The sequence below is a fragment of the Chloracidobacterium sp. genome (genome assembly GCA_016720705.1).
Taxonomy (GTDB): Bacteria; Acidobacteriota; Blastocatellia; order Pyrinomonadales; family Pyrinomonadaceae; genus OLB17.
In genome coordinates this window covers 1,904,593-1,928,426 of the sequence record JADKKB010000007.1, presented here as the reverse complement: position 1 = coordinate 1,928,426, position 23,834 = coordinate 1,904,593, and the positions used below count along the sequence as shown (strand labels likewise).

The following is a 23,834-nucleotide window of genomic DNA, read 5'->3' as shown; positions in this document are numbered from 1 at the left end:
CAGATAAGAGAATCGTCACAACTCACAACCATCCCGAGCTTTTTGCCGAGGCCGAATAATTTTAGCAGATAAGAGAATCGTCACAACTCACAACCGTCTCTTGTCTTCTTTAGTTTCTCGGCTATTTTAGCAGATAAGAGAATCGTCACAACTCACAACCAGTACGTGGCGAACATCGTGAACCTCGGCATTTTAGCAGATAAGAGAATCGTCACAACTCGCGGATCGTGGGACGCAAAAATACTGCGTCCCACGATCCGCGAGGCACGACGAAACGCCGTGCGTCCGAAACCTAAATCGGTTGAAGTCCGTCACGGCCAGACGGTTGCGGCATCTATTAAGAAGTAGGCAGGGGCGTAATTTGGGAACCGTGATTAGCGGGATCGCATCGAAATTCATTTGATTCTCTGATAAAATTTCGATAAACGAGCGGGCGACACGATGCTAAATATCCGAGAAGCCTTTGGCGACATCGACATATATCTCTTTGACCAGATCCAAAAGGGTAGATTTACGCCGGGGATGAAGGTCCTCGACGCGGGTTGCGGCGGAGGGCGAAACGTCGTGTGGCTGATGCGGAACGGATTTGACGTCTCGGCGGTCGATATTAACGAGGGTGCGGTTTGCGACGTCCGAAACCTGGCCAAGGATCTGGCGCCCGCACTATCGCCTGATAATTTCCGGCAAGCCACGCTCGAATCGATCCCGTTTCCGGATGAGAGTTTCGACCGGATCATCTGCAACGCGGTTTTGCATTTTGCCAAGGATCGCAGCCAATTTGACCAAATGCTGGCTGAAATGTGGAGTAAGCTCAAACCCGGCGGGATATTTTTTGCTCGGCTCGCATCCTCGATCGGGATCGAGGACCTGCTTGTCCCCACGGCCAACGGGCGCTATCTGATGCCGGACGGCACAGAGCGATTTATTGTCGATGAGCAGATGCTCAGGGACTGCACCCTGAGCCTCGGCGGCGACTTTCTGGAGCCGATCAAGACCACCAATGTTGAGAATCTACGCTGTATGACGACGTGGGTGCTGATCAAGCCCGCCGGCGATCACGGCTTGACGGTGGCGGCGTCTATTGAGAAATAGGCGACTGCGGCGTCGTGATCTGAGAATCGCTCGGCACGTGTGTCGTCCATCCGGTAACTTTCCGGAAAATCGGCGTTCATACGGGCGTAACCAAATCCCATTATGTAGTTTTGGAGCGAGTTGCTGATCAAGATGTGATCGAGCACCTGGCCGTTGCCGTCATAGCGATATGAGTATCGTTGGTCGACGCTGATCAGATCGACAAGGTCGATCATATCGGGATTGACGAAATCCTCGGACGGATTCATCACCTCACCTTTCACCGCGGGCTTGCCCTTGATAGTTCCGATGACATCGACGATACCGTCATTGAATTGGTACGCGTTAAAGTCGCCCATCAGGATGATCTTTTCCTGCGGGTTGGCGGTCTGCCGCTGCTGGACGAGCTTTGCCAAAAACTCAGCCTGCAGGCGTTTTTTGGTACGGACACCATCCATCCGTTTCGGGTCGTTGTAACCGAGAAATGACTTGAGATGGTTGATGACCGCCGTAAACTCGAACGGCTGCTTGGTCTTGTCGTCCATCATCGACGCCCGTAGCATCAGCGGCGGACGATCGTTGAGAAATGCCTCATCCGACGTACTAGTGTTGTCAAACTTATCTTCTTTGCCGAGTTGTTTGGTCTCGATGACGGTGATCCGCGACGATTTGACCAAAAAGCCCGAGTCGATCCCGCGGCCGTCATTGCCGTCGATGAGATACGCCTCGTATTTCGGATTTGGCTTACCGGCAGCCTCGGTGTCGGCATTTATCTTTTCGGCCAGACGCTTGAGGGCGGCGAGGTTTTCGGCCTCGGTCACGCCGATCACGTCCGGCGACTGCATAATATTGCGCACGCCGAGCGAGATCTTTTTCATCCGTTTGTTAAACGACTCGGTGGTGACGATATCCTCTTTTATGCCCGGATCATCGATGTCGTCAAAAAAGTTTTCGAGGTTCATCCCTGCGACCGAGAACTGACGCGGGGCGACCGGCGGCAGATTGACCTGCTTGATATAGCTCGAGACGCCCGGGCGAGCCTCGACGTCGGTCAGGATCGTGTACGTTCGGTAACCGTAGTGCATCACGCCGACGACGTTTTTGAGCTCGGTCAGTGCCGGCACCTCGATCGGGCGGGCCGATGACCGAACACCAGCCGTAACACCGATCGCTTTCGCATCGGAACCGAGATCGGCTTCCTTGGTAACCGTTTGGGCCGTCGTCTCGACCCGCAAGCGTTCCGGATTTGAGTCGTTGAACTTTATTGCCGGATAGTTTTTCTTAAAATCTGCTTTTTCTTTATCCGTCAGAAACAGAAAATCATAAAGCTCGAATCCGGGTTCGCGAAAGGGCTTAGCAAGGCCCTTGACGATGCCGTAAAAGGTGCCGTTCGATTCGACCGAGTTCGTCTTGTTGTCGACGCGTCCGCCGGTCGGGGCGACGACGGTCATCTCCGCAACGGAAACCCGCATTCCCTCAAACTTTTCGAGCTGGTCGATCGAGTTGATCTTAAAATCATTGATCGTCAGAGCGATCGGCTTGGGCAGCGGATTGGCTTTGGACAGCACCTGGATCAGGTCGCGGCCCTTCAACATCGATAGTTCGGTGACCGGCAAGCTGGCAGGCTCGGTCCGCGGGCGAAACTCCTCGACCTTGCCCGACACGACGATCATACTGCCGATGGCCGCATCTGCTTCGGGCTCAGTCTTGGTATAGACAAATATGCCCTCGGAGGTATTCGGGTTTGAGTCGACCTTGTCATCCGGCGTCTGCAGGAAAAATCCGGTCCGTGTCCGTGCGGTCACGATGCCCGAGGCCTTGACGACCTGGCCCTCGTACGCGGACATATTCTTGTCGCCCTGGATCAGCGAGATCGCAAATTCCTTTTGGCCGAATGCGGAAAAGGCGCCAGCCAAAATAATGGCGGCGCCTAGGATCACATTGATGCGGGCGGTGCCCGGTCTATTGTATTTCATTACTGCTTATCTCGTTTGCGTTCAATAAGTTCCTGCGTGATCTTCGGGATATTTGAAAAGAAATTATATCCCGTCAGATTTTCGACCTGATCGACCGTAACGCGGTAATTGCGCCACGCGGTGCTCGTGATCGGCGGCTGATTTGAAACAATGATGCCAAATGCCCGCGTCGCACGCGATACGCGTGAAAGGTCGTTGGATCCATTTGGCAGCACCAGCACTACTTTCCAAGTGACGGCCGGAATTACGACGTGGCCCGCGGCGATCGTGCCGATATTCCCCGACGGCCCGGTTATGATGTAGATCTCGTTGCCCTGTGATGCCAGCGTTCTGCAATAATTTTCAAAATCATTCCAAGGGCCCTGATTGTTGGCACCGAGTTGCGGTACGAAATTGGTCATCAGGAACGTCGCCGAATTGTCCGCGATCGAACGCGTGCGGTCGCCCGACGGGCACATATGGCCGCGGTCGTAACCGGACCCCGAATAATCATTGTCCTGGACCTGATACCAACCCGCCGGCAATGCGGGATCTGCACGGTAATCGTCCTGTCGCGATGCTCCCCCGATCCACGAACTGTCGAGCCGCCACGCGACCCAGTTCGGACGACCGTTTGTCCGATGATACGAGAGCGAATACTGCGGCTTCTGCATCAGATAGTTGGTCTCGTTGGCGATACTGCCGGTTGCGTTGCTCGGATTGCCAAAGATGAGCGGATCTTCGTCCGGCAGCGGTGCACTGACGGTGATATTTTGGGTAAGCGAAACGGTACGGGCTTCTGCATCCGATGCAAGAGCGGTGACGACCTTGACGCCGCCCGTCGCATCGACCGGGATAGATGCGAATACCGAATAGATGTTGTCGCCGGACGTCTCGTCGCCATTGGTGCCGTCGTCATAAAACGTCTGGGTGGCTGATCCGCCGATCGCCGTGAGGTTACCGACCACGGTTATGCCCGTACTCGGCGGCGTTGTCGCCGGAATGACCGTGACGGTCAACAGGGTCGATCCGCCCGGAATGACCGTCGCCGGATTAGCGGTCAGAGCCGCAAAGAGCGTCGTGCCGCCGCCGCTACAGGCGAATAGCGGTGTCGCCATATTACGACCGGAAGACACCTGAACGGCAAAATCATTTGCGTTGTTGTCGGTGTCCTGACAGCCCTGATTGAGCCTCGCCTGACTGTTACCGCTGCCCGGGGCGGCAGTCCGCGTATTTTCAAAAAAGATATTGCTCGCCGCTCCCCAACCGATCGCGTCGATGACAGCACCGGAGTTGACCGCACCCTGTCGGATCGCCATACCGCCCGCGGTCGCCGAAAGTGAGCACGAGCAGGTCGTCGGATTGTACGTCAGATCCGGCGTCGCTGTTCCCGTATAGGACGTCGATGCTACCAGGTAATATTGTCCCGGCAGAACGATCGTCGACTGATTCCACGCCGCCATCGGGCCGACATCGTTCGAGCCCGACGATGAACGATAGACCAGCGTGTATCCATTGAGATCGACGGGCGCCGCTCCGATATTGTGTAGCTCGATAAACTCGTCATTCGGTACTGCCGTTGTACCCGGTTGGAGTTGGCTGATAACGATGTTCGGCGACGGCATTACCGTGACCGATTCCGCAGTGGTTTTGTACGAAACGAAAACTCCCGCAACGGCGAGCGACAATACGAATAAACCCAATAGATACTTCTTCATTAATTATTCCTTGTTAATACACCGGGCGGGATCGGCAAATTAAAACGTAAACTCAATTTATACCACAATTCGACGGTGGAATGAACCGTTGGCGTTGCGTGAAATCTTAATTTCAGACACGTTTTCGGGCCTTTACCTCATCGGCCGCGGATAAACGACAGGGCTTTTGTTTCCGGCCTTATCGACCGCACGCACGCCGAAAAAGTAATTGTCCTTGGACATACCCTTGGCAGCGTACGTCAGCACGTTGCCGACGAAGATGGAATTGGTCCACTCGGCCGCAGTCGTATCGCGCCAGACGACCTCGTAACCGGCGAGATCGGCGTCGGTATTGGCGTCCCATTTGAGCTCCGTATCGTTGGTTAATTTGCTGGTGACGATGCCGACATTGGCGGGCTTAGCCGGTGCCAGAGCGAGGCTGGCAAGTGCGATCAGATTGACCCTTGCGACATTGGCAGTGTACTCAAAGTCAACAAATTCGGGCGTGTCGCCGTAAAAGACGCCATTCTCGGTGCGGACATTTTGGTGCTGATGGGTATAGTCCTCGTCAGATTCCGTAATGCGGACGGCGGTAAAACCTCGTTCGACAAACGGGATGTGATCGCCGCCGCGCAGGTAGCGGTCGCGCCGATAGATCATCATTACGCCAAAATTCTTAAGATACCGCGACGATTGTTCCTTGATAAATCGTGCCAACTGACGCGATGCCGAGTCGTTCTCGCCGCCGACACTGCGGCGCGTGTTCGCCTGCTGCTCGGTCTCGCTCGACGGCACGCCCTCGCTAAAGACACGGACCTTGTTGCGGTTGATCGAGCCTTTCTGCGTGATCGCGCCGCCAACGATGTCATTGGTAAACATCGCGTCGATATTCGTCTTGTTCAATTTTGCCTGTTCGGCGTAATAAGTCGCCCCGAGCAGGCCTTGCTCTTCGCCGGGGACGGCCATAAAGACGATCGTCGCGTCGTACTTCTGCTTGGACATAACGCGTGCAAGTTCGAGCGAAACCGCCGTACCCGAAGCGTCATCGTTCGCGCCGGGGGCATCGCATTTTGCATCGGTCGGCGAACCGCACATCGAATCATAATGGCCTGACACGACGTAAATGCGGGTCGGGTCGGTCGTGCCCTTGAGCACGGCAAATACGTTGGTCAGCGTCGTCGGTTCGGACACTCGATTGGCCTTGGGCTGCACGAACGCCTGCTTTTGCACATCGAGACATCCGCCGCAATCGGCGCTGATCTTTTGAAACTCAGCAAACAACCAGTCACGCGCCGCACCGACGCCGCGTGTCGGGCTGTCCTGCTCAGACAGCGTATTGCGCGTGCCAAATGAGACGAGCTTGCGGATCGTCGCCTCGATATTCTTGGCCGAGACCTCCTTGACCATCTTGGTGATCTCGGGGTTTGGTTTATTTTTTTGCGCAGCGACCTGAGTGATCGAAAAGCAAAGAATAACGGCGGCAAAAACGAACAATCTTGATCTCATAATCTTAGTATTTAAGCGAAAATTAACCACAGATTAACACGGATCGATACGGATAGATCAATGGGTCTGTGTGCATCTCCGGTGAATTTTCTTAACGGTTCAAAATATCGAATGCCTGCAAACGGCTGCCGCTGGCGGAATAGAGTAGCCCGGCGGTTTCGTCCGTTACAAACTGCGGGTCCGGATCGGCGACGAGCGCAAATCTCGCGTCAATTCCGTTATGAATATTTACGCCGACGAGGCCCTTGCGATCAAATGGCTTGGGCAGATCGGTGTAGAAATACATATGATTTGACCGCAGTTCGGCAAGGCTCTTTCGCCTAAGCAGAAAGTCGGACAATCGCTCGATCTGTCGGACGGGGTCGACACGGTCAAAGATGCTGTCCTGCACCTCCGCCCGCGACGGCGTCACACGGTCGATCGCCCTGCCGATGACACGGCCGCGAAGGTCGGTCGCATTTGGCAGCGACACCTGTAACCCCGACATTCCGCTCAAGAGTCCCGGCGTGCGCCCAAGCGAACCGTATGCGTAAATGCGGCGCGTGACATAGTTTCTAACCGAGTTGCCGGCCAGCGTTGAGAGATCAAATGAACCGAATCGCGTCTTCAATCCCGACACGCGAAACGAATTGACCGCCGTTGCAAAGCTCAAACCGCTTCGTGCCAGTCCGATGGCCGACGTCGCCAGTCCGCCGTAACGGAAATATATCGCCGCCGCCCGCAGTGCTACGCCCGCGACGATCTTCAGCACGCCGCGGTCCGGAGCCTTGTGACGAACACGCCATATTTCCGTGCCTTTTTTCTCACCAACGCGAAAAGCGGCGATCTGATCACGGCCGCCGACGACGGCCTGTCCGCTCTCATTGACTAACACGAACTGCGCTTTTTCGACCTTGTGCTCACGTTTTGATCGGGGTTTGCCGGTTTTGGCATCCAGCGTGATCAGGTCATCCTTGTCGGCGATCAAGATCGTCGAGGCGTCGGAGAAAACAAAATTAGTCAGCCCTTTGTCCGCTCCCTTAAAACGCCAGAGCGTCTTGCCGTTTCGCGTGTCGATCGCCGAGACGCCGAACGGGCCTTTCTCCTGGATCTCGCCGTCCTTGAGCCGCGTAAATTGCCCGCCGGTACGGACATATAGAATATTGCCGACCTGCGCCATCTCGGCACTGATGCCGAGGTCATCGGCCTTCCAATCGACCTCGCCGCTCCGCCGATTAACGGCCCGCACACGACCGCGGCCCGAGACGTAAACGTGGACGTCGTCAACGATCGGGTCAGCCTCGGTCAGGGCGAGGCCGTCTTCGTTTATTCTGAATTTTTCGCGTTCTTTCTCCTTGCCGGACCGAGCGTCACAGGACGTCGCTCCGTCATAAAACAAGAACAGGCGACCGTCGATCATCAAGGGTGCGCGGTAATTGTCGAGTGTAAAAGCGATCTCGCCGAGATTCTCGGCAAAGCGGGCGGGCATCATCTCGATCGCGCCATCGAGTTCGCGTTTCCATAGTTCGTCGCCCGTCGAGAGCTGCATTACGTGAATGACCGGCTTTCGCTTGAGCGTCTCGCCGGCATTGCCCTTTGCGTCCTTGACCAAGACCACGGCGATCAGGTCGTTCTCTGGATCGACGGCGAGTTGCATCACATCGCCCTTTACCTTATCGCTCAGCCACAGACGAGAGCCCGACACGATATCGACCGCCTCGAGCCGCGATTTGCTGCCAACGTCCTGTGTAAACAAAATAACGTCGGTGTCGGGGATCGCGGTAACGGCAGTTTCGCCGATCTTACCGGTTGACCGCCGCCATAGACGCTCGCCCGTCGTACCGTCGATGGCGTAAAGGCTTTTTTCCGTTCCGGCGATCACGATCCCGAGATCTGTCGTTTGATAAAATCGAATATTTGAGTCAAGCGGGGTTTGCCACACGGACTGAGCGACCGTAGCGGAGCTACTAATGCAAAAAACGCACAAAAGTAAAGCAAATACTCTCATACGATTATATTAACGCCGGCTGCGTTGAAATCGAAGAACTATTGGATACGATACGCCTTTTCTTTCCACACTACGACGAGCGTACCGTCCAGGGAATCACCTATATTGCGGAGTCCGCCATCGAGCTTTCGGTAGTCATTTGACCCGCGAGTCACCTTTTTGGTCGATTGGCCCTTGTAGGCGAGGTCATACCAAACGCCGCCCCGGCGATCGAACGACTTGCCGCCCACCGAACGTAGCGAGCTTTCGGTGATGACGTTTTGAGTCTGGGCCTGAGCGTTTGACGGGCCCGAGCGGACGGCCGTGTTCTTTTTGGCCGGCGGTGCGGCGTCGCGGGCCATACGCTCATCGGTCGATGTTGCGGCGAGTCTTGCGTTCTGTTCTTTTGCTTTTGGTGATCCGCCGTCCGATTTTGCATCACTTTCGCTCGTCGGCGGTTGGCTAGTGATCGGGGCGGGCGGCGGCGGCGAGGCGGCGATTGACTTGTCGTCCGCTGACGCTTCGGGTTTTGCTGCACTTACTGCTCGGTTCCCGGCGGCACTGCCACTCGGTGCATCGATCAGGCCGCTTGAGTTTGCCGCAGTGTTTGCGGCAGTATTCATCGGCATTGCACCTGAGGCCGAATTTGCGGCTACGACATTCGCGGTATCCGAGACCGCCGCGGCCTTGTTTGCACTTGGGTAATCTGCTTCGCCGCCGTAAAACGGCCCGCCCTGTGTGGGTTGTTGTTCGGTGGCGCGAGATAGTTCCGGCTTCGCCGCACTATCCGTGTTTTGCATCACGATGTAACCCAGTAAGCCGGAGAATGCCAGTACCAAAGCCCCCAACGTCATTGCCATTTCGGGCGTGTTAAAGAACCGTTTGTACCACGGCAAAACCGTTTCGGCGATCGGTTGCTCGATCGGCGGCGTAATGGCGGCAGCAATATCTGAGGACTCGTCGCGATCAAGCGTAACGGTCTGTGACAGAATCCGGCGGCAACGGTCGCAATCGGCGATATGCTCCATATAGAGCAGTTTGGACGCTTGCGGCAGAGCGTTTTCGACAAATGCAGCGATCGAGTCGGCGTCAAGGTGCGACGAGTCCGCGGACGTCGCCGCCGCACTCGTACCGCTCCGCGCTTTTCGCAGTATCGCGTCTATTTCTTTGTCGAATTCAAGTTCCATCTAGTAAATTTTCACCACAGAAGCCACGGAGAATGCAGAGACAGACCGACTTGATTTAATGTTCATGACTGACATCCTGCAATTCATATCCATCTTGCCTCAAACCCCGACGCCCCTGTGGTGAGGTTTTCGTAACCCAACTATAGAACGCCGCCGATCCATATATCTTGCATCAGAGCCAAAACGAGCAGAGCGGCGAACATCGTCTCGAGATTCACGCCGAGGCTTGCGGCTGTGTCGCTAAGGTGGCGCTTGACCTCGCCGTCGGTCCAACCGTGTCTCGATCTGAGTTCGCGTTCGACGCCCTTTCGGATGTCGGACTGCACCCGTGTCAGTTTACGGCTGGCGGTCGCCTCGTGGTAGCCGAATGTCGCCGCGATGTCCTTTAGCTTTAGGCTGTCAAAATAATACATTTTCAGGATCAGGCGATCCTCGGCCTCGAGTCCGGCGATCGCAGCGGCCAGAGCGTCCGCAACGTCCGCACCGCTTTCGCCGTCGCTGAACAAAACCTCAGGATTTTCGCCGCGCGACGCGAAATGATTGTTGTCGCGGCCGGCGGCCTCGTTGGCGAGATTTTCAAACTCGCGGTCTTCTTCGATCTGTACAAACTTTGACTGCTTGCGAAATTCATCGACCGCAAGCTGCGAGACGACCGCCCGCAACCATCCGGCCAGACTGCCACGTCCGGAGTAATATGCGAGCTTACTCTTCTTTTTGCCGTCCGCCCCTATCCTCAGGCCGTAAAGTTCGGCCCAGATCGAACTCGCCAGATCCTCAGCGTCGTCATTGTTCGACGATATTCTACGAGCCGCCGATTTTACGGTCGGGTCAAAATTTGCCACCAGATCTTCCCAAGCCCTTTCATCACCGCGTTCGCACGCCACTATCAGACACAGGTCGTCGGCCCGAATATCGTGTACGAACTCCTCGATATCCGTGTGGGCAGCGTTCGGCGAGTCGCGAAGCAGATATTTCTCGAGCGTAGCCTCGACGCGTCCGGCAATATCCGATCCCTCAAGCCCACGCGCGTTCTCGGCACGAGAGATCAAGTGCTCTATCGCTTCGCTTACCGTATTTTTGTGCTTCTCGGCGATCAGACTCATTCAAAAGATGACTGAATTTTAACATCAATTGGATGTAAGTTCGAAGAATTGGAGTTGTTTGGCGGATTTGAGGATCTATTTAAGGTGCTTTCTTAGGAAGGACACGATCTTATAGCCGTCGTAGTACACCCAGGGCTTTTCGCCGAGAGTATAGTGGCCGCAGGGGATCGCGGCTTTGCTGTGTTTGATCTTGTGGCGGCGAAGGGCAGCCATCGTATCGCGTGAGAGATCGACCGGAAAGCTCAGATCGTAGAGCGTATAGATATATCGCTGCGGCCGCGGCGGCAGTTTTGACAGTCGGTCCATATACGCCATCGGCGAGATCGGCAGCCAATATTCGCGAAGCTCGTCAAGACCGACGTTGTCGCCGATGCCCTCTTTGACGTGATAGGTCGACAGGCCCTCCCAAACGACATCGGCGACGTAGCCCGAAACGTGATTAAAGACGGCCGTATCGATCTGCATATCGTGTGCAAAGGCAAAAAAGCCGACGCACGAACCGATGCTGGTGCCGACGAGGCCGATCTTTTCGTAACCCTGAGACTTAAGCCAACGCACGGCCGAACGCGTATCGACGACGGACTGTCGCAGGCTCTGGAGTGTCCGTCCGACATTTGGAGCCACGAGATAATCGGCACGTTCGAGTTCGGGCGGCATCCGCTGCTCGTGGTAGGGCAGCGTCATTCGCAATGCCGAAAAACCCAACCGGTTAAATATTTTGCAGAGGTCGAAATACGTCCCGGCCTTGGCATTCCAGTGCGGCAGCACGAGCACGGCGGCTTTCTTGTCGTGTGATTGGTTTGGGAAATATTTGGCGTAGACCGTGTTGTTCTCGGGCGATAGCGTTCTTATACCGCTCGTCCAGGTCAGATCGTCGCCGTCCAATCGAAAATCGCTGATCTCGGGCGAGCAGAAAAAATCTTCGCTGTGTTCGATCGTGTATTTCGAAAACTCGCTGAACAGCTCGCGCGAGTCGCGGCCGCCGGCATCGTCGGTGATGTACTCCGTCCCCCATTCAAACGGATGCACGACGCGGTTATCTTCGAGAAACGCGTGATACCGCTCGCGTTTGTGCATATAGCGTTTGAGCATAATCTACAAAAATTTAATCACAGACCGACACCGATTGATACCGCCGACTAGCTGAAAGGGCGATTTTTCAGCGACGTTCTAGACGTCCTCCACGATCTCGGTAACCGTACCCTTTTTACGCACGAGGTAAACGATCCCCGAAAAATCGTCCGTCATTAAGAATGCGTTGGCATCGAGTTTCATAATGTCGCACGGCCTGCCGTTGACCTTGCCCCGCTGCAAAAATCCGTTCATAAAATCCTGCAGCCGCTCGCCTTTTCGCATTATTACAACCTTATAGCCGTGGCCGATCGCCTTATTCGTCGATCCGTGGAGCGAGACCAGAAAGGCGTCCTTGATCGAAGCCACAGTATCGGCGTCATCAAAATAATCGAACCCGAGTGCGGACGAACGCGCCGGGAAATACGCGTAAGGCGCCGTTACGTTAGAGCACTGGCCCGGCCGTTTGAAACCGGGATCGGCAAATATCTTACCGCCCGACGAATGGCAGTACGGCCAGCCATAATCCGAACCCTGCTTTAGAGCGTAAAATGTCTCGTCCGGCTTTTGCAGCCCGAGATGGTCCGAGCCCTGATTGGTCGCAAACACAAATTTACCGATCGCCCGCAGTCCGACCGCGTTGCGCAGGCCGCGTGCAAATTCGCGTTGGTCCGTGCCGTCCGGATTCATCTCGACGATGCTCGCCCGGATCTTTTCTTTTTCGACGCAGGCATTGCAGCTTGACCCGACCGAGACGTAAAGCTTGCCGTCCGGCGAGAACGAGATCGTCCGCGTCAGATGCCAACCGCCGTACTTGTAACTCAAACCGTAGTCCGGAAAGGTCGCGAGCGTCTGCGGCCTTGTGTCGGTAGGCCGGATCTCGCCGCGTGTAAATTTGCGCCGCGTCAGCTTTTCTGTTTCGGCCAGATAGATCCATTCCTGGCCGTCGCTGTCGCGGTAAAACTGGACGCTGTTCGGATTGTGCAAGCCGGTCATATACGGAATGACTTTGGAGAATTTGCCCTTTGCCGCGTCCCAACCATCCAAAATGTACACGGTACCGCGTTTATTGTCCGTGAGGTTGTACATATCCGTGACAAAGATGCGGCCGTCCGGTGCTTTTGCAAAAAAGCGTACGCGCTTGAGTCCCTCGGCCGCAGGGATGATCTCAAATCCCTCGGCCAGATTGAGCGTAAACGACTTGCCGTTCTTAAGTGTGACTCGCGTCGGAACAAGTTTGGGCTGGCCAAAAACGGTAGCTGAGATCAGAAGTGTCAACAAAAGCGGTAGTATTTTCATCAGTTTCGTGGTATTCGTGTACTTGATGGCAAAAAATAAATTTGATATCGAACGATTTCGCGTCGCCGAGGGCTCAAAGGTCAATCTGGACGATCACGCTACCGACCAGTCCGACGGCTATACCGATAAGAAAATGGCCGTCGCCGACCTTGCCGCAAATATTGAGCGGCTCGCCGAGCTTCAGGATATCCTTTACGCTCAAAATGTTCACTCACTGCTGATCATTTTTCAAGCGATGGACGCCGCCGGCAAGGACGGAGCGATCAAGCACGTGATGAGCGGCCTCAATCCGCAGGGCTGTCAGGTCACATCTTTCAAACAGCCTTCGTCGGAGGAGATCGATCACGACTATCTCTGGCGATGTCAGAAATCACTGCCCGAACGCGGCCGAATCGGTATTTTTAACCGCTCACATTACGAAGAGGTTCTGGTCGTTCGCGTGCACTCGGGCATTCTCCAACTGCAACAACTACCGGACAAGGTCAAGAATGACAAATTTATCTGGCAAAAGCGATTTCGGCAGATCCGGGACTGGGAACGGCATCTCACCGAAAACGGCACTCACGTGATCAAGTTTTTCCTGCACGTTTCCAAAGACGAGCAGAAGAAACGCTTTCTTGAAAGGATCGATATCACCGAGAAGAATTGGAAATTTTCGGCCGGCGATGCCAAGGAACGTGTCTTTTGGGACGATTATATGAATGCATACGAGGACGCGATGGAGGCGACCTCGACCGATCACTCCCCGTGGTACGTGATCCCGGCGGACAAGAAATGGTTTACACGTCTCGCGATATCAGAGATCATAGTCCGCAAGCTCGAGTCGCTCGATATGACGTATCCGACAATGAGCACGGAGCATCTGGCGGAATTGCAGCAAGCCAAGAAGATCCTCGAGGGCGAGATCGCACCGCACCTTTTGGTGAAAAAGACCGTGCCCAACAAGGACAAGGATAAAAAGACCTCGAAACCGAAAAAGTCAAAAAACTGATCTGATCAACTATTTCGCCGGCACGAGCCGCATTATTCGGTCGTCGTCCTTAGCGGGATTTGCCCGGCCGTCGCGATTAGATGTCGAGAAATAGATATAGCCGTCGGGGCCTTCGGACATTTCCCGAATTCGTCCGACGATGCCCTCGAGCAGGTTTTCCTGTGCTGTGACCCGGCGGCCGTCGAGTGTAACCCGCGTGATGCGTGCACCGCGCAGGCAGCCAAAAAAGAAATTTCCCTTGAAAGCGGGAAACGCTGAGCCGTTGTAGAACATACCGCTGCCGGGTGCACACGCGGGACTGTATTCGAGCAGAGGCGAGATCATACCTTCGCGTTTTTCGTTGTGGTGGATATCGGGCCAGCCTAAATTATTGCCCGCCTCGACGATATTCACTTCATCGCCGCCTGACCCTTTGCCCTCAAATGAGCTCGGTCCGTGCTCGGTCTGAAACATCAGCCCGGAACCGGGTTGCCACGCCAATCCCTGAGCGTTTCGGTGGCCGTAACTCCAGATCTCAGGCCGTGCTGCGGCCGTCTTAATAAACGGATTATCGGACGGGATCGTGCCGTCATCATTGAGCCTTAGCGTTTTGCCGGCCAGCGACTCGAGCTTTTGTGCCAGACTCCAATCGGTCGAGTCGCCCGTCGTGACGTACAGCTTACCGTCGGGGCCGAACCGGCACCGCATACCGGCGTGATTCGGAGCTCCGGGCACGTCCTCGACGATCACTTTCGGTTCGGTAAACTTACCGTCAGCGTATTTATAGCGCATTACCTTTACGCGCTTTCCCTCTTTATTGTACGAGTACGCCAGATATATAAAGCGGTTTTTGGCAAAGTCGGGATGGAGCGAGATGTCCATCAGGCCGCTCTCGCCCGACGGCTCGACGTCCGGAACGACAAATACCGGTTCGGCCCTCAGCTTGCCGTTCTGAATGATACGCACACGTCCGGGACGCTCGGTAAAGATCAGATCTTTATTCGGGAGCCAGGCAAATCCCCAAGGGATCTCGAGGCCGGAGGCGATGGTCTCGACGCGAAACCGAGCGTCTTTTGCGTGCGACTCAAAGACCTGGTTTTCGCCAAAGCCTGTCGCCGCATTGCCGCAGGCGGCAAACAATAGCGAACAGCAAAACATTCCGAGTAGCGTGATCCTTAATTTCTCCATTCTCTGATAGTACCAATCTTCGCGGCGTCAGGCATCGTGACGCTCGGCGAGGTCGGCCCAGCGGGCCATATCAATCTCGAGACGGTCGTTGAGCTTTTGCTGTTCGACAAAAAGCTCGTGTACACGGCCTGCATCGCTGGCGGCGGCCGCGAGGTCAGTATCGATCTCGGGCAGCCGTTTTTCGGTTTGTGCAATACGGATCTCGAGCTCCTCATACTCGCGAAGCTCCTTGAATGAGAGCTTTTTACCTTTTGGTTTTTCGGCCGCCGGCACGGCCAAGGGCTTTTCGGGAGGCTTTACACTTCCCTGATCCTTGAGCTGGGCTTCCTCGACTTCGCGTCGCTCGAGATAGGCGGAATAGTCGCCGGTATATTCGCGAACGTGTCCGCCGGGCTCAAATCGAAAAACGCTTTCGATCGTCCGATCCAGAAAGTAGCGGTCGTGGCTGACGACGATCAGAGCGCCGCCGAAATCGTCGAGATACTCCTCGAGGGCGATGAGCGTCGGGATGTCGAGATCGTTGGTCGGCTCATCGAGCAACAGGACGTTTGGCGAGCCCATAAGGATCCGTAGCAGGTAAAGGCGACGGCGTTCGCCGCCCGATAGGTTGCCGATGACGGCGTACTGAGCCGCCGGGGCGAAGAGAAAACGCTCGAGCATTTTGCCCGCGGTGATCTGAATGCCTTCGTTGGTCGTGACGTATTCGGCGACGTCGCGGATGTAATCGATCACGCGCTGTTCGTCGTTCAGAGCTCGGCTTTCCTGGTCGTAATAGCCGATGTGAACTGTCGTTCCCATCTCGATCTCGCCGCCGGTCGGCTCGATGCGGCCGGTGATAATATCAAGCAAAGTCGTTTTGCCGCTGCCGTTGGCACCGATGATGCCGATGCGGTCATCGCGTTTGAGCAGGTATGTAAAGCCGTCGATCAAGGTCGCGTCGCCGTAGGATTTCGAAATATTGTTGAATTCGATGACCTTTGAACCGAGGCGTTTTGAGCCGATCGCGATATCGACCTCGCCCTTGGCCTGCTCTTTCGGGATCGCCATCAGCGTATGGGCGGCCTCGATGCGATGTTTCGATTTGCGTGTTCGGGCCTTTGCTCCGCGACGCAACCAGGCGAGTTCTTTTTTGATCAGTTGGTCGCGTTTGTGGCCCTCGACCTCGCGAAGTGTGTCCTGCTCAGCTTTTTTTTCGAGATAGTAGGCGTAGTTTCCGTTAAAATTCTGGATCGCACCGCGATCTACCTCGAAGATGCGACTCGTGACTCGATCGAGAAAGTAGCGGTCGTGCGTGACCAGCAAGAGGACGCCCGTGTAGCGTGACAGATATTCCTCAAGCCACTCGATCGTATCGGCGTCGAGATGATTGGTCGGCTCATCGAGGATCAGGATGTCGGGCTTAAAGATGAGTTCGTGAGCAAGGGCGACGCGCTTACGCTGGCCGCCTGAGAGCGTGCCCATCTTGGCCGAGGTGTCGGTGATCTCGAGTCGCGTCAGGACAGCACGGGCATTTGCCTCGACCTCCCAACCGCCGCTGGTATCGAGTTCGTGCTGCAGATCGGACATTCTCTGGAGAGTTGCGGCATCGTGCTGGCCGGCGGCGAGATCGTGACAGACCGCCTCGTAATCCCGTATGGTCTGCATCACGCCGCTACTCGAGGCAAAGATCGTCTCGAGTACCGTCAGTTGGTCGTCGAACTGCGGGTTTTGCGACAGAAAAGCGAGCGACTTGCCCTTTGCCCTCACGACGCGTCCGGTATCGGGTTCTTCGAGCCCGGCGATGATCTTTAAGAGCGTCGATTTACCCGAGCCGTTCGCACCGATAATGCCGATCTTGTCGCGATCCTCGAGACCTAGGGTCACATTTTCAAAAAGCGGCTTGAAGCCAAAATTCTTAGAGACATTTTCGAGCGAGACGATATTCATAGTAAACCTCTGAGGGTAGCAGAATACCGCCGTCGCCGCTATTGGGTCACTTTTTTCCTTGGCGGTCTTCGCGGCTTTGCGTGAGAAGATTTTTAGCGCAAAGCCGCGAAGATCGCGAAGTAGGATAAGTTTTAGAAGGATTCGATAGCCAGGATATCGCCGATGCGTTCGACCGTGATGTCGGCGGCGGGGTATTTGGCGACCTGCTCGGTGTCGAGAGCGTAGTGGCCCTGACGCGGAAATACGGTGGTCACGCGTTCGCCCCAAATGTTTTTGATCGCGGTGAGGATGCGAACCTTGTCATCGACCAAAACGTAATGCTCGGCCGGATAACGACGCTCGACGTCGGCAAGTTCTTGTTCCTTGTGGACGTAGATCAGGATGTTGCCGTCGACGGCATTGAAAAGGCCTGAGCTCTCGATCTTTCGCGGCTGAAAGACGACGTCGCCGTCGGTCAGTATCACGACCTTTCCCATCGTTCGGCAATGTTTGATCACCTCCAGCGAGTACGGAAACAAGCGGTCGGCGAACGGATAATTTATCAGAAAGGTAGACATCGCCAATAAGTGCGAGTCGTACGGATTTGCGATCCGGTATCGCTGCAAAGCCCCTAGATAATCCGCATAGCCACGCTCGTTTCGCAACTTTTCGAATATCTCCCAGTAATGATCACTGCGATCCTTACCAACTTCATCCTCGAGAAACGCCCGCAGATCCTCCGTCACACTGTCATTGTCGAGCAGCGTGTTATCCACGTCGAAGAGGAATACTGTTTCCGGTCTATGCATTGTCAATCTCACCGCACTAGCTGGTCAGTCGTCGATAAATATTCGGCATCCTTTCGGGCAGCGAGAGGACATCGTCGATGATCGTATAGCCGACGTCGCCGTACAGATCGCGGAGTTCGGCCTCAGACTCGCGGTCGACCGTAATGCAAAACGGCGTGATGCCGCTCATTTTTGCTTCGGTCAGAGCCTCGCGAACGTCCTCGCGGGCATAGCGGGCATCGCCGTAATCGTGGTCGTACGGCCGGCCGTCGGTCAGGATGATGAGCAATTTGGTCCGCGACTCTTGCCGCAGCAGTTTATGCGCGGCGTGGCGTATAGCGGCCCCGAGCCGAGTGTTGTTCTGAAAGGTAATGCCGCCGATGCGACGCTCGATCTCCTCGGAGTATTTCTCGTCAAAATCCTTTACGACATAAAACTTCACGTTTCGCCGACCCTCGCTGGTAAACCCGGCGATCGAATACACGTCGCCGACCGCCTCGAGAGCCTCGCTCATCAGCACCAAGCCTTCTTTTTCGATCTCGATGATCCGCCGGCCCGGATGTGTGTAGGGCTGGAGCGGATTTCGCGTGATCGTCCTGGCCGTCGACGACGATTGGTCGAGCAGCAGAGAAACTGCGACGTCACGCTGGCGCCTCAGCTTTTTGGTATAGATGTTTTCTGATTGCCGTCCGTCGGCACGACGATCGACGACAAATTCGACCAGGGCATTCAGATCATAATCCTCGCCGTCGATCTCGCGATTGACCCTTGTCAGATTTTCGGGTTTCATTAGCTGAAACTGATGTCTGATCGACGCGATCACGCCGCGATACCGCGAACGCGCAAGTTCGACAAAGGTGCGGTCGCCCTGCTTTACACGTTTCTCGATTACGCGGCTCCAGCCGACACGGTAGTCGTTCAACTCACGATCCCATTCGTCGTAGGCAAAGGCAACATCGTCGGACTCCAGGGCTTGCTCGGGCATCTCGCTTTGCGACCAAGCCTCCGAGCCCTGCAGTTCGTCGGGTTCGCCCTCGTCGTCGAGGCTGTTCCACGCATTGAAAAGGTCGGAAACGTCCTTGGCTTCCTTTGGCTTTTCGCGTTTTACCTGATCCTCGGTGACGGCCTCGGCAGCGTCCTTATCGTCGTAGGCAAATTCGCTATTATCGTCGGTCTGTTCGCTTTCGGCATCCTGATTTTGCTCAGGCGTGACTGTCTGAAAGAGCGTGTAAATGCGGCTCGTCGCCATTATCGAATCGGCCACCGTCGTGACGCGATCGCCGCGACGGTCAAAGGCAACATACTTCTCAATGATCGCCTCGATCTCGGACACGACTTGCCCGTAAAATTTCCTTGCGTCATCGGTCGCACCGCCGCACATCGTGATCTGAAACAATAACTCGAACGGCACCTGATGCATCGGCAGGTCGAAAATATACGGCCGATTCTCACGCAAAAATTTCTGCATCAGATCAAGGTCCTTTCGGAGGCCGCGGTACACGCCCCGCAGACGCCCGTCGATGCGGGCGTTCTCCATCGTGCCGAATATCTTTCGGGCCAGACGCGGCTCGGGAAAGGTGGTCAAAACGTCTCGGTAATCCGAACCTTTCGGCAGTTTTTTCTTTTTTCGACGCTTTTCCGCGGCGATCTCGTCGTTCGAGAGCGCTCGTTCGCCCTTCTGCACATCCTCGATATAGCCTGCGAGCGAAAACGCGTCCGTTTGATCGGCGGTCGCCTCATAAAGCTCGCTCAACTCAGTAAACGCCGCCTTTAGTCCATCGGTGTCCTTTTCGAAGGTGCCGAATTCGATCTGTCCGGCACCGTGTGCGGCGAGCACCTTGTACAGCCGAAAATCCATTTCGTCGTCTTCAAACTCGGCGACCGCACTCGGCAAATAAATGGTTTTACCGTCACCGATCCGCGACTCCTGAGGGATTTCGGTGATCGGGGCGACCTCGACCTCTTTGCCAGTCAGCGCCTCGACGTACATACGCAAAACGGACTGGACCTTTTCGAGCGGCAAACCCAGACGAGCCCGCTGCAGACGCGAATTGGATTCGCGTGTCTCAAGCGCAAAATAGCTTCGCCGTGCCTTTGACGAATCGCCGCTACGCTCCTTGATCCCGGTCTCGACCCATTCCTCAAATTGCTCAAGCGAAACCGTTCGCAATGCCGCCGCACTCGACTTAAATGCGGCCAGGGCACTTTCGGCGTCGGTTTCGGCGATCTTAGCCGTTAGCTGCAGAACGCGGCCGACGGCCTGACTGTGGTCTTCGCGTTTATTACGTGTGAGGGCCGCGATGACCTTTGGCGTGGTCCGCAGAAAGGCGATCAGTACGGCATTTCCGTGCCGTGCGACCGTCCTCGCAACCAGCGTCCAATCGTCAAACGCTGATTCGCACGCACCCAGAACGTCGCCGCCCGACGATACGAAATGCAATGTCACGCTCCCGCCAAACTCCAGGAATTGTCCCGCACAATGCAGTAGTTTGACCGCGTTGTCAGACGACACCTTGGCCAGAGTGTCCGGCAGACCGCTCCAGAGATCTGCAGTCATTCCACCGGTTCGCTCGGCAAATTGGCGTGCGAGAGCGATCGCGGCGGCGGCCACTTCGCCGTTGTCGCCGTTTGCTCTGATCGCCGCCGCAACCGCCGGAGTATGTTGCAAAAACTCGGCACTGTGCTTTGCCGATCGCTGCGCGATCTCGAACGCAACGGCAAATATCTCCGCCAACAGTTGTTCGTCGTCGACCTCGCGGGCGATCTCCGGTACCGCCCGAAATGTCTCCAGAGCGATCGAACTCGACAGCACCAATTGCCGCGTGCAGATCTGAAATACGGCCGCTCGGGAGTTCTCAGGCACCGGCTTCAGGCCCGCAACGCCATCGGCGAAAAATGCGGCTCCGACATCGGCACTGCCCATAGCCAGGCGGCGGCCCACCTCACCCCACAGCCGCAGATCGTCGGCCGAGAGCAGTTTAGCGGCTCGCGGCACTGCCTCGACAAATTTGCGACTGACACGCAGGCTGACACCCGCAAGTGCCGCACTTGTCTCAAGCGCCGCCCGCTTTTTGTCGCTCGGCAGTCGCCCAAGACGCGCGGCGAGGCCGGTCAGCGTCTTTTTGTTTTTCGAGCCATTTTCCATCTATTGTTCAAGTCTAAGAATTGCCGGGCTGATTGTCCAAAAACCCCGCAACTTAATACGCGGCGGCGGCAGTCGACGGTGTAGCCTGATCGGGGAAATCAGATGTATGCGGGGCAGCAGTTTATTGCTTAATTGTTCTAAACGTCACATTCGCGGCGGTACGCCGTCGAAGTAGATGAAGATGTGCCAGCAGGCGTTGGTGCCGTATTCGATAAGTGCGTCCAATTTGTTTGCACGCTCCATCTCGGCGAGCTTTGCCATCACAAAATTTTGCTCGTCCGCCGTCATATGCTTGCGGGCGAGGTCAAATGCGCAGCCCGACGTGTGCGGCGGCAGCGAGCCTTCGCCGCGCACCTTAAATGAGTTTGCGTTGGTCGCATTAAGGCTGATCTGATAGTCCATCGAACGGGTCAACGAGGTTACTCTCAGCGGCCGTCCAAATTTTTCCAAATACGCGTTTGCCACCTCTTCGAGTACCGGTTTTGCCCGCTTGTTGAACATTCTCAAGAGCCTGATCCGCATCTGCTTGCGATCGGCCGAATTATTGACGTCATACTTTTGACCGCCGAAGTTTGCGGCCAACTGTTCGAGCGTTTTGTACTTGGGCGAACCTTGAGCGATCTCTGCATTACCGGTTTGAAAATTGAACGAGGTGAACGGCCCCTCGCCCGCACTACCGCCGACGACCAGATAAAAGCTCTTTGTCGCCATCGGCATTTCGATCAGCTCTTGTTTCAGACGCTTATCAGCGAGCTCCGCAAAATCCATCGGCTGGAGATATCCGGTGCTTTTCATCTGCGTCAGTTTGGCTTTTTGTTTGATCACGCCGTCGCCAAAGAGCTCTTTGGGCACATCGAGGCCCGCCGGACGGATGCCGGTTTCGCCGCTTCGAGCCTCAAGTGACTTACGCTCTTGGGCCGCCAGAAATGCGGATGTCACATTTAGGTCAGCATCTTCCGTCTTGGTCGGATCAGCCGTAATGTCGGCGACCGACGTTGTGTCGAGCTCTTTTTCTTCGGTTTCCCACGATGCGATCAGATCATCCAGGTCGTCCTCGTCCTCACCGCCGAGCGGGTCGATGACGCGTTTTGGTATCAGGCCCGACGCCAGCACCGGTCTTGTCGTGCCGCCGTTTGCCGCCGTTCCACCGCCGCCGCCGTTTCGGGTGACGACCAGCAGAGCGATCAATGCTCCGAAAACTATGAGGAACGTCAGTGCTCCCGCCGCGATCAGCATCTTGGTCTGTGAGTCGCCGGACTCCGCCGCGACCGTTGGTGCCGCCGGTGTGAGTGTTGGCAATGGCGTTGGCAGTGACGCCTCGGCGGGCGCGGGCGGTGGCGTAATAGCTGATGGGACACCCTCGATCTCGACACGGATCGTCGTCGAACTCCCGATCGAGAGTTTATCGCCGCTCGTCAACCTCCGCGGTGCGCCGCTAATACGTTCGCCGTTGAGAAATGTACCATTCGTCGAGTCTTCGTCGACGACCAGGATCTCGTCTTCGTCACGAAATATAGTTGTATTTTTGCGTGAAAGCCCGCTGTCGCTCAGCACGAGTTGCGACGGCATTGTGCGGCCGATCGTCAGTTCGTCATCGAGCGTCACGACACGGACGCCGTCGGGAGCATCGATGTGGAGTGTTGCCGTTTTCATCAATGATGATGGTCATCTTCCGATACTTCTTTCAGCTTCGAGATGTCCAGCAGACGCGAAAAATCTTCGAAGTGGAACATAGTATCGTCCTTGCAGTTTTCGCAAAAGAACGTGACGTCCTCGCCGAGATACAGATCCTTTAGGTGATAGGCGATAAAGCAGCCGTAACAACGCTGAATACGTTTGCCAAATTCCAATATTACGGTGTCTTGCGATGCAGTTTCCATGGTCAAAGTCAAAATTTTAGCACATCGGCCCACACAAACGGATTTGCAATTACCGGCTCGGTATGTTTTTAATATAGATACGATGCTTAGGGCCTTTACTTACATCCATACCTTCCACCACCACGTGCATACCCATTTGCGCGTGGATCGAACATAGTTTTTTAGATAACTCTACAAAATAAGTTTTATTTGCGACGCAAACCTTGAATAGATTCAAAGGGCGTCGCTTTGTCGTTTTTACATATATGAAATTAAAGATCGCATTACAAAAACAAGGACGATTAGCGGACGGTTCGGCCGATATGCTGCAAAGATGCGGGATCCGCTTTTCCAAGGGACTTGGCAAACTGCGGGCCGAGGCTTACGACTTTCCGCTGGAGATATATTTCCTGCGTGACGATGATATTCCATCCTACGTTGCCGATGGCGTCGCGGATATCGGCATCGTCGGAGAGAATGTACTCGCCGAGAGTCCCGTGTCGGTCGATACGATCGAGAGACTCGGATTTGGCCGTTGCCGACTGTCAATAGCCGTGCCTAAGGCATTTGACTATACTGCCCTCGCCGACCTCGCGGGCCGCCGCGTCGCGACCAGTTATCCAACGATACTTCATAAATACTTTTCAGAACGCGGTGTCGCCGCGGATATTCACGAGATCAGCGGTTCGGTCGAGATCGCCCCGTCTATCGGGGTTGCCGACGCAGTTTGTGATCTGGTCAGTTCCGGCAGCACACTGTTTTCGAATGGGCTCAGAGAGGTCGAGACCGTGATGTCGTCCGAGGCTGTGCTGATCGCCCGTCAAACGCTCGGGGGCGAGCAACAGGACATACTCGACCAATTGCTTTTCCGCATTCGCAGCGTTAAGGCCGCGTCTCAAAACAAGTACATTCTCCTAAATGCCCCGACTCAGCGGGCCGATGAGATCCGGGCTATCCTGCCCGGAATGCGAAGCCCGTCGATATTGCCGCTTGCCGAACCGGGCTGGGTGTCGATGCACTCGGTGGTCGGCGAAGCTGACTTTTGGGAAGTTGTCGACGCTCTTAAACGGGCCGGTGCTGAGGGAATACTTGTGCTTTCGATCGATCAAATGATCAGGTAAATA

Annotated in this window: 17 protein-coding genes and 1 CRISPR repeat array (1 of these 18 running past the window's edge); of the genes, 3 read left to right on the top strand and 14 right to left on the bottom strand. The window is 55.5% G+C overall.

The genetic code is table 11. The features are described 5' to 3' along the window. Positions 1-94: a CRISPR direct-repeat array (repeat unit 36 nt; unit sequence ATTTTAGCAGATAAGAGAATCGTCACAACTCACAAC); it reaches 539 nt to the left of the window's first position. A 347-nt stretch (positions 95-441) separates the two neighbouring features. Further along, the gene (locus tag IPQ00_15795; protein MBL0242027.1) at positions 442-1,092 is read left to right on the top strand and encodes a class I SAM-dependent methyltransferase; all 651 of its coding nucleotides are present in this window, start codon (positions 442-444) and stop codon (positions 1,090-1,092) included. Here IPQ00_15795 and IPQ00_15790 read toward each other — a convergent pair. The 8 genes from IPQ00_15790 to IPQ00_15755 all read right to left on the bottom strand — a co-directional run bounded on the left by IPQ00_15790 (position 1,056) and on the right by IPQ00_15755 (position 12,858). After that, positions 1,056-3,047, bottom strand: a complete 1,992-nt coding sequence (locus IPQ00_15790; protein ID MBL0242026.1) for a hypothetical protein — start codon at positions 3,045-3,047, stop codon at positions 1,056-1,058. The genes IPQ00_15795 and IPQ00_15790 overlap by 37 nt on opposite strands. Next, positions 3,047-4,744 (bottom strand): DNA/RNA non-specific endonuclease, encoded by a 1,698-nt coding sequence (locus IPQ00_15785; protein ID MBL0242025.1) that lies wholly within the window; start codon positions 4,742-4,744, stop codon positions 3,047-3,049. The genes IPQ00_15790 and IPQ00_15785 overlap by 1 nt, the downstream gene beginning before the upstream one ends. Positions 4,745-4,876: 132 nt before the next feature. Further along, the gene (locus IPQ00_15780; protein ID MBL0242024.1) at positions 4,877-6,232 is read right to left on the bottom strand and encodes a M28 family metallopeptidase; all 1,356 of its coding nucleotides are present in this window, start codon (positions 6,230-6,232) and stop codon (positions 4,877-4,879) included. Positions 6,233-6,320: 88 nt separating this feature from the next. Then, the gene (locus IPQ00_15775) at positions 6,321-8,216 is read right to left on the bottom strand and encodes a PQQ-binding-like beta-propeller repeat protein (GenBank protein ID MBL0242023.1); all 1,896 of its coding nucleotides are present in this window, start codon (positions 8,214-8,216) and stop codon (positions 6,321-6,323) included. A 38-nt stretch (positions 8,217-8,254) separates the two neighbouring features. Continuing rightward, positions 8,255-9,382 carry a hypothetical protein gene (locus IPQ00_15770; GenBank protein ID MBL0242022.1) on the bottom strand — a complete coding sequence of 376 codons (1,128 nt, stop codon included), beginning with the start codon at positions 9,380-9,382 and terminating at the stop codon, positions 8,255-8,257. 140 nt (positions 9,383-9,522) lie between these two features. After that, on the bottom strand, positions 9,523-10,485 hold the full coding sequence (locus IPQ00_15765; protein ID MBL0242021.1) for a sigma-70 family RNA polymerase sigma factor: 963 nt from the start codon (positions 10,483-10,485) through the stop codon (positions 9,523-9,525). A 75-nt stretch (positions 10,486-10,560) separates the two neighbouring features. Next, positions 10,561-11,577, bottom strand: coding sequence for an abhydrolase domain-containing 18 (locus IPQ00_15760; GenBank protein ID MBL0242020.1), 1,017 nt, complete (start codon positions 11,575-11,577; stop codon positions 10,561-10,563). Positions 11,578-11,655: 78 nt separating this feature from the next. After that, positions 11,656-12,858 carry a PQQ-dependent sugar dehydrogenase gene (locus tag IPQ00_15755; protein ID MBL0242019.1) on the bottom strand — a complete coding sequence of 401 codons (1,203 nt, stop codon included), beginning with the start codon at positions 12,856-12,858 and terminating at the stop codon, positions 11,656-11,658. Between the two features lie 22 nt (positions 12,859-12,880). Between IPQ00_15755 and IPQ00_15750 the strand changes: the two genes are divergently transcribed. Then, positions 12,881-13,846, top strand: a complete 966-nt coding sequence (locus IPQ00_15750; GenBank protein ID MBL0242018.1) for a polyphosphate kinase 2 family protein — start codon at positions 12,881-12,883, stop codon at positions 13,844-13,846. Positions 13,847-13,855: 9 nt separating this feature from the next. On the opposite strand, the gene IPQ00_15745 is transcribed toward IPQ00_15750, so the two are convergent. From IPQ00_15745 to IPQ00_15720, 6 genes are all read right to left on the bottom strand, one after another. Continuing rightward, positions 13,856-15,013 carry a PQQ-dependent sugar dehydrogenase gene (locus IPQ00_15745; protein MBL0242017.1) on the bottom strand — a complete coding sequence of 386 codons (1,158 nt, stop codon included), beginning with the start codon at positions 15,011-15,013 and terminating at the stop codon, positions 13,856-13,858. A 27-nt stretch (positions 15,014-15,040) separates the two neighbouring features. Further along, positions 15,041-16,939 carry an ABC-F family ATP-binding cassette domain-containing protein gene (locus IPQ00_15740; GenBank protein ID MBL0242016.1) on the bottom strand — a complete coding sequence of 633 codons (1,899 nt, stop codon included), beginning with the start codon at positions 16,937-16,939 and terminating at the stop codon, positions 15,041-15,043. A 131-nt stretch (positions 16,940-17,070) separates the two neighbouring features. Next, positions 17,071-17,727, bottom strand: a complete 657-nt coding sequence (locus IPQ00_15735) for an HAD family hydrolase (protein MBL0242015.1) — start codon at positions 17,725-17,727, stop codon at positions 17,071-17,073. A gap of 16 nt (positions 17,728-17,743) precedes the next feature. Beyond that, entirely contained in the window at positions 17,744-20,851 is a 3,108-nt protein-coding gene (locus tag IPQ00_15730) for a VWA domain-containing protein (protein MBL0242014.1), read from the bottom strand. 144 nt (positions 20,852-20,995) lie between these two features. After that, entirely contained in the window at positions 20,996-22,504 is a 1,509-nt protein-coding gene (locus tag IPQ00_15725) for an FHA domain-containing protein (GenBank protein MBL0242013.1), read from the bottom strand. After that, positions 22,504-22,737 (bottom strand): hypothetical protein, encoded by a 234-nt coding sequence (locus tag IPQ00_15720; GenBank protein MBL0242012.1) that lies wholly within the window; start codon positions 22,735-22,737, stop codon positions 22,504-22,506. The genes IPQ00_15725 and IPQ00_15720 overlap by 1 nt, the downstream gene beginning before the upstream one ends. A 239-nt stretch (positions 22,738-22,976) precedes the next feature. Here IPQ00_15720 and IPQ00_15715 point away from each other — a divergent pair, with 239 nt between their 5' ends. Next, positions 22,977-23,831, top strand: coding sequence for an ATP phosphoribosyltransferase (locus IPQ00_15715; protein MBL0242011.1), 855 nt, complete (start codon positions 22,977-22,979; stop codon positions 23,829-23,831). Positions 23,832-23,834: the final 3 nt, after the last annotated feature.

What these genes read in the sequence shown, in the direction of transcription:
- IPQ00_15795 (MBL0242027.1), top strand. Translation starts at nt 442, where the DNA reads ATGCTAAATATCCGAGAAGCCTTTGGCGACATCGACATATATCTCTTT.
- IPQ00_15790 (MBL0242026.1), bottom strand. Translation starts at nt 3,047, where the DNA reads ATGAAATACAATAGACCGGGCACCGCCCGCATCAATGTGATCCTAGGC.
- IPQ00_15785 (MBL0242025.1), bottom strand. Translation starts at nt 4,744, where the DNA reads ATGAAGAAGTATCTATTGGGTTTATTCGTATTGTCGCTCGCCGTTGCG.
- IPQ00_15775 (MBL0242023.1), bottom strand. Translation starts at nt 8,216, where the DNA reads ATGAGAGTATTTGCTTTACTTTTGTGCGTTTTTTGCATTAGTAGCTCC.
- IPQ00_15770 (MBL0242022.1), bottom strand. Translation starts at nt 9,382, where the DNA reads ATGGAACTTGAATTCGACAAAGAAATAGACGCGATACTGCGAAAAGCG.
- IPQ00_15765 (MBL0242021.1), bottom strand. Translation starts at nt 10,485, where the DNA reads ATGAGTCTGATCGCCGAGAAGCACAAAAATACGGTAAGCGAAGCGATA.
- IPQ00_15760 (MBL0242020.1), bottom strand. Translation starts at nt 11,577, where the DNA reads ATGCTCAAACGCTATATGCACAAACGCGAGCGGTATCACGCGTTTCTC.
- IPQ00_15750 (MBL0242018.1), top strand. Translation starts at nt 12,881, where the DNA reads ATGGCAAAAAATAAATTTGATATCGAACGATTTCGCGTCGCCGAGGGC.
- IPQ00_15745 (MBL0242017.1), bottom strand. Translation starts at nt 15,013, where the DNA reads ATGGAGAAATTAAGGATCACGCTACTCGGAATGTTTTGCTGTTCGCTA.
- IPQ00_15740 (MBL0242016.1), bottom strand. Translation starts at nt 16,939, where the DNA reads ATGAATATCGTCTCGCTCGAAAATGTCTCTAAGAATTTTGGCTTCAAG.
- IPQ00_15735 (MBL0242015.1), bottom strand. Translation starts at nt 17,727, where the DNA reads ATGCATAGACCGGAAACAGTATTCCTCTTCGACGTGGATAACACGCTG.
- IPQ00_15730 (MBL0242014.1), bottom strand. Translation starts at nt 20,851, where the DNA reads ATGGAAAATGGCTCGAAAAACAAAAAGACGCTGACCGGCCTCGCCGCG.
- IPQ00_15725 (MBL0242013.1), bottom strand. Translation starts at nt 22,504, where the DNA reads ATGAAAACGGCAACACTCCACATCGATGCTCCCGACGGCGTCCGTGTC.
- IPQ00_15715 (MBL0242011.1), top strand. Translation starts at nt 22,977, where the DNA reads ATGAAATTAAAGATCGCATTACAAAAACAAGGACGATTAGCGGACGGT.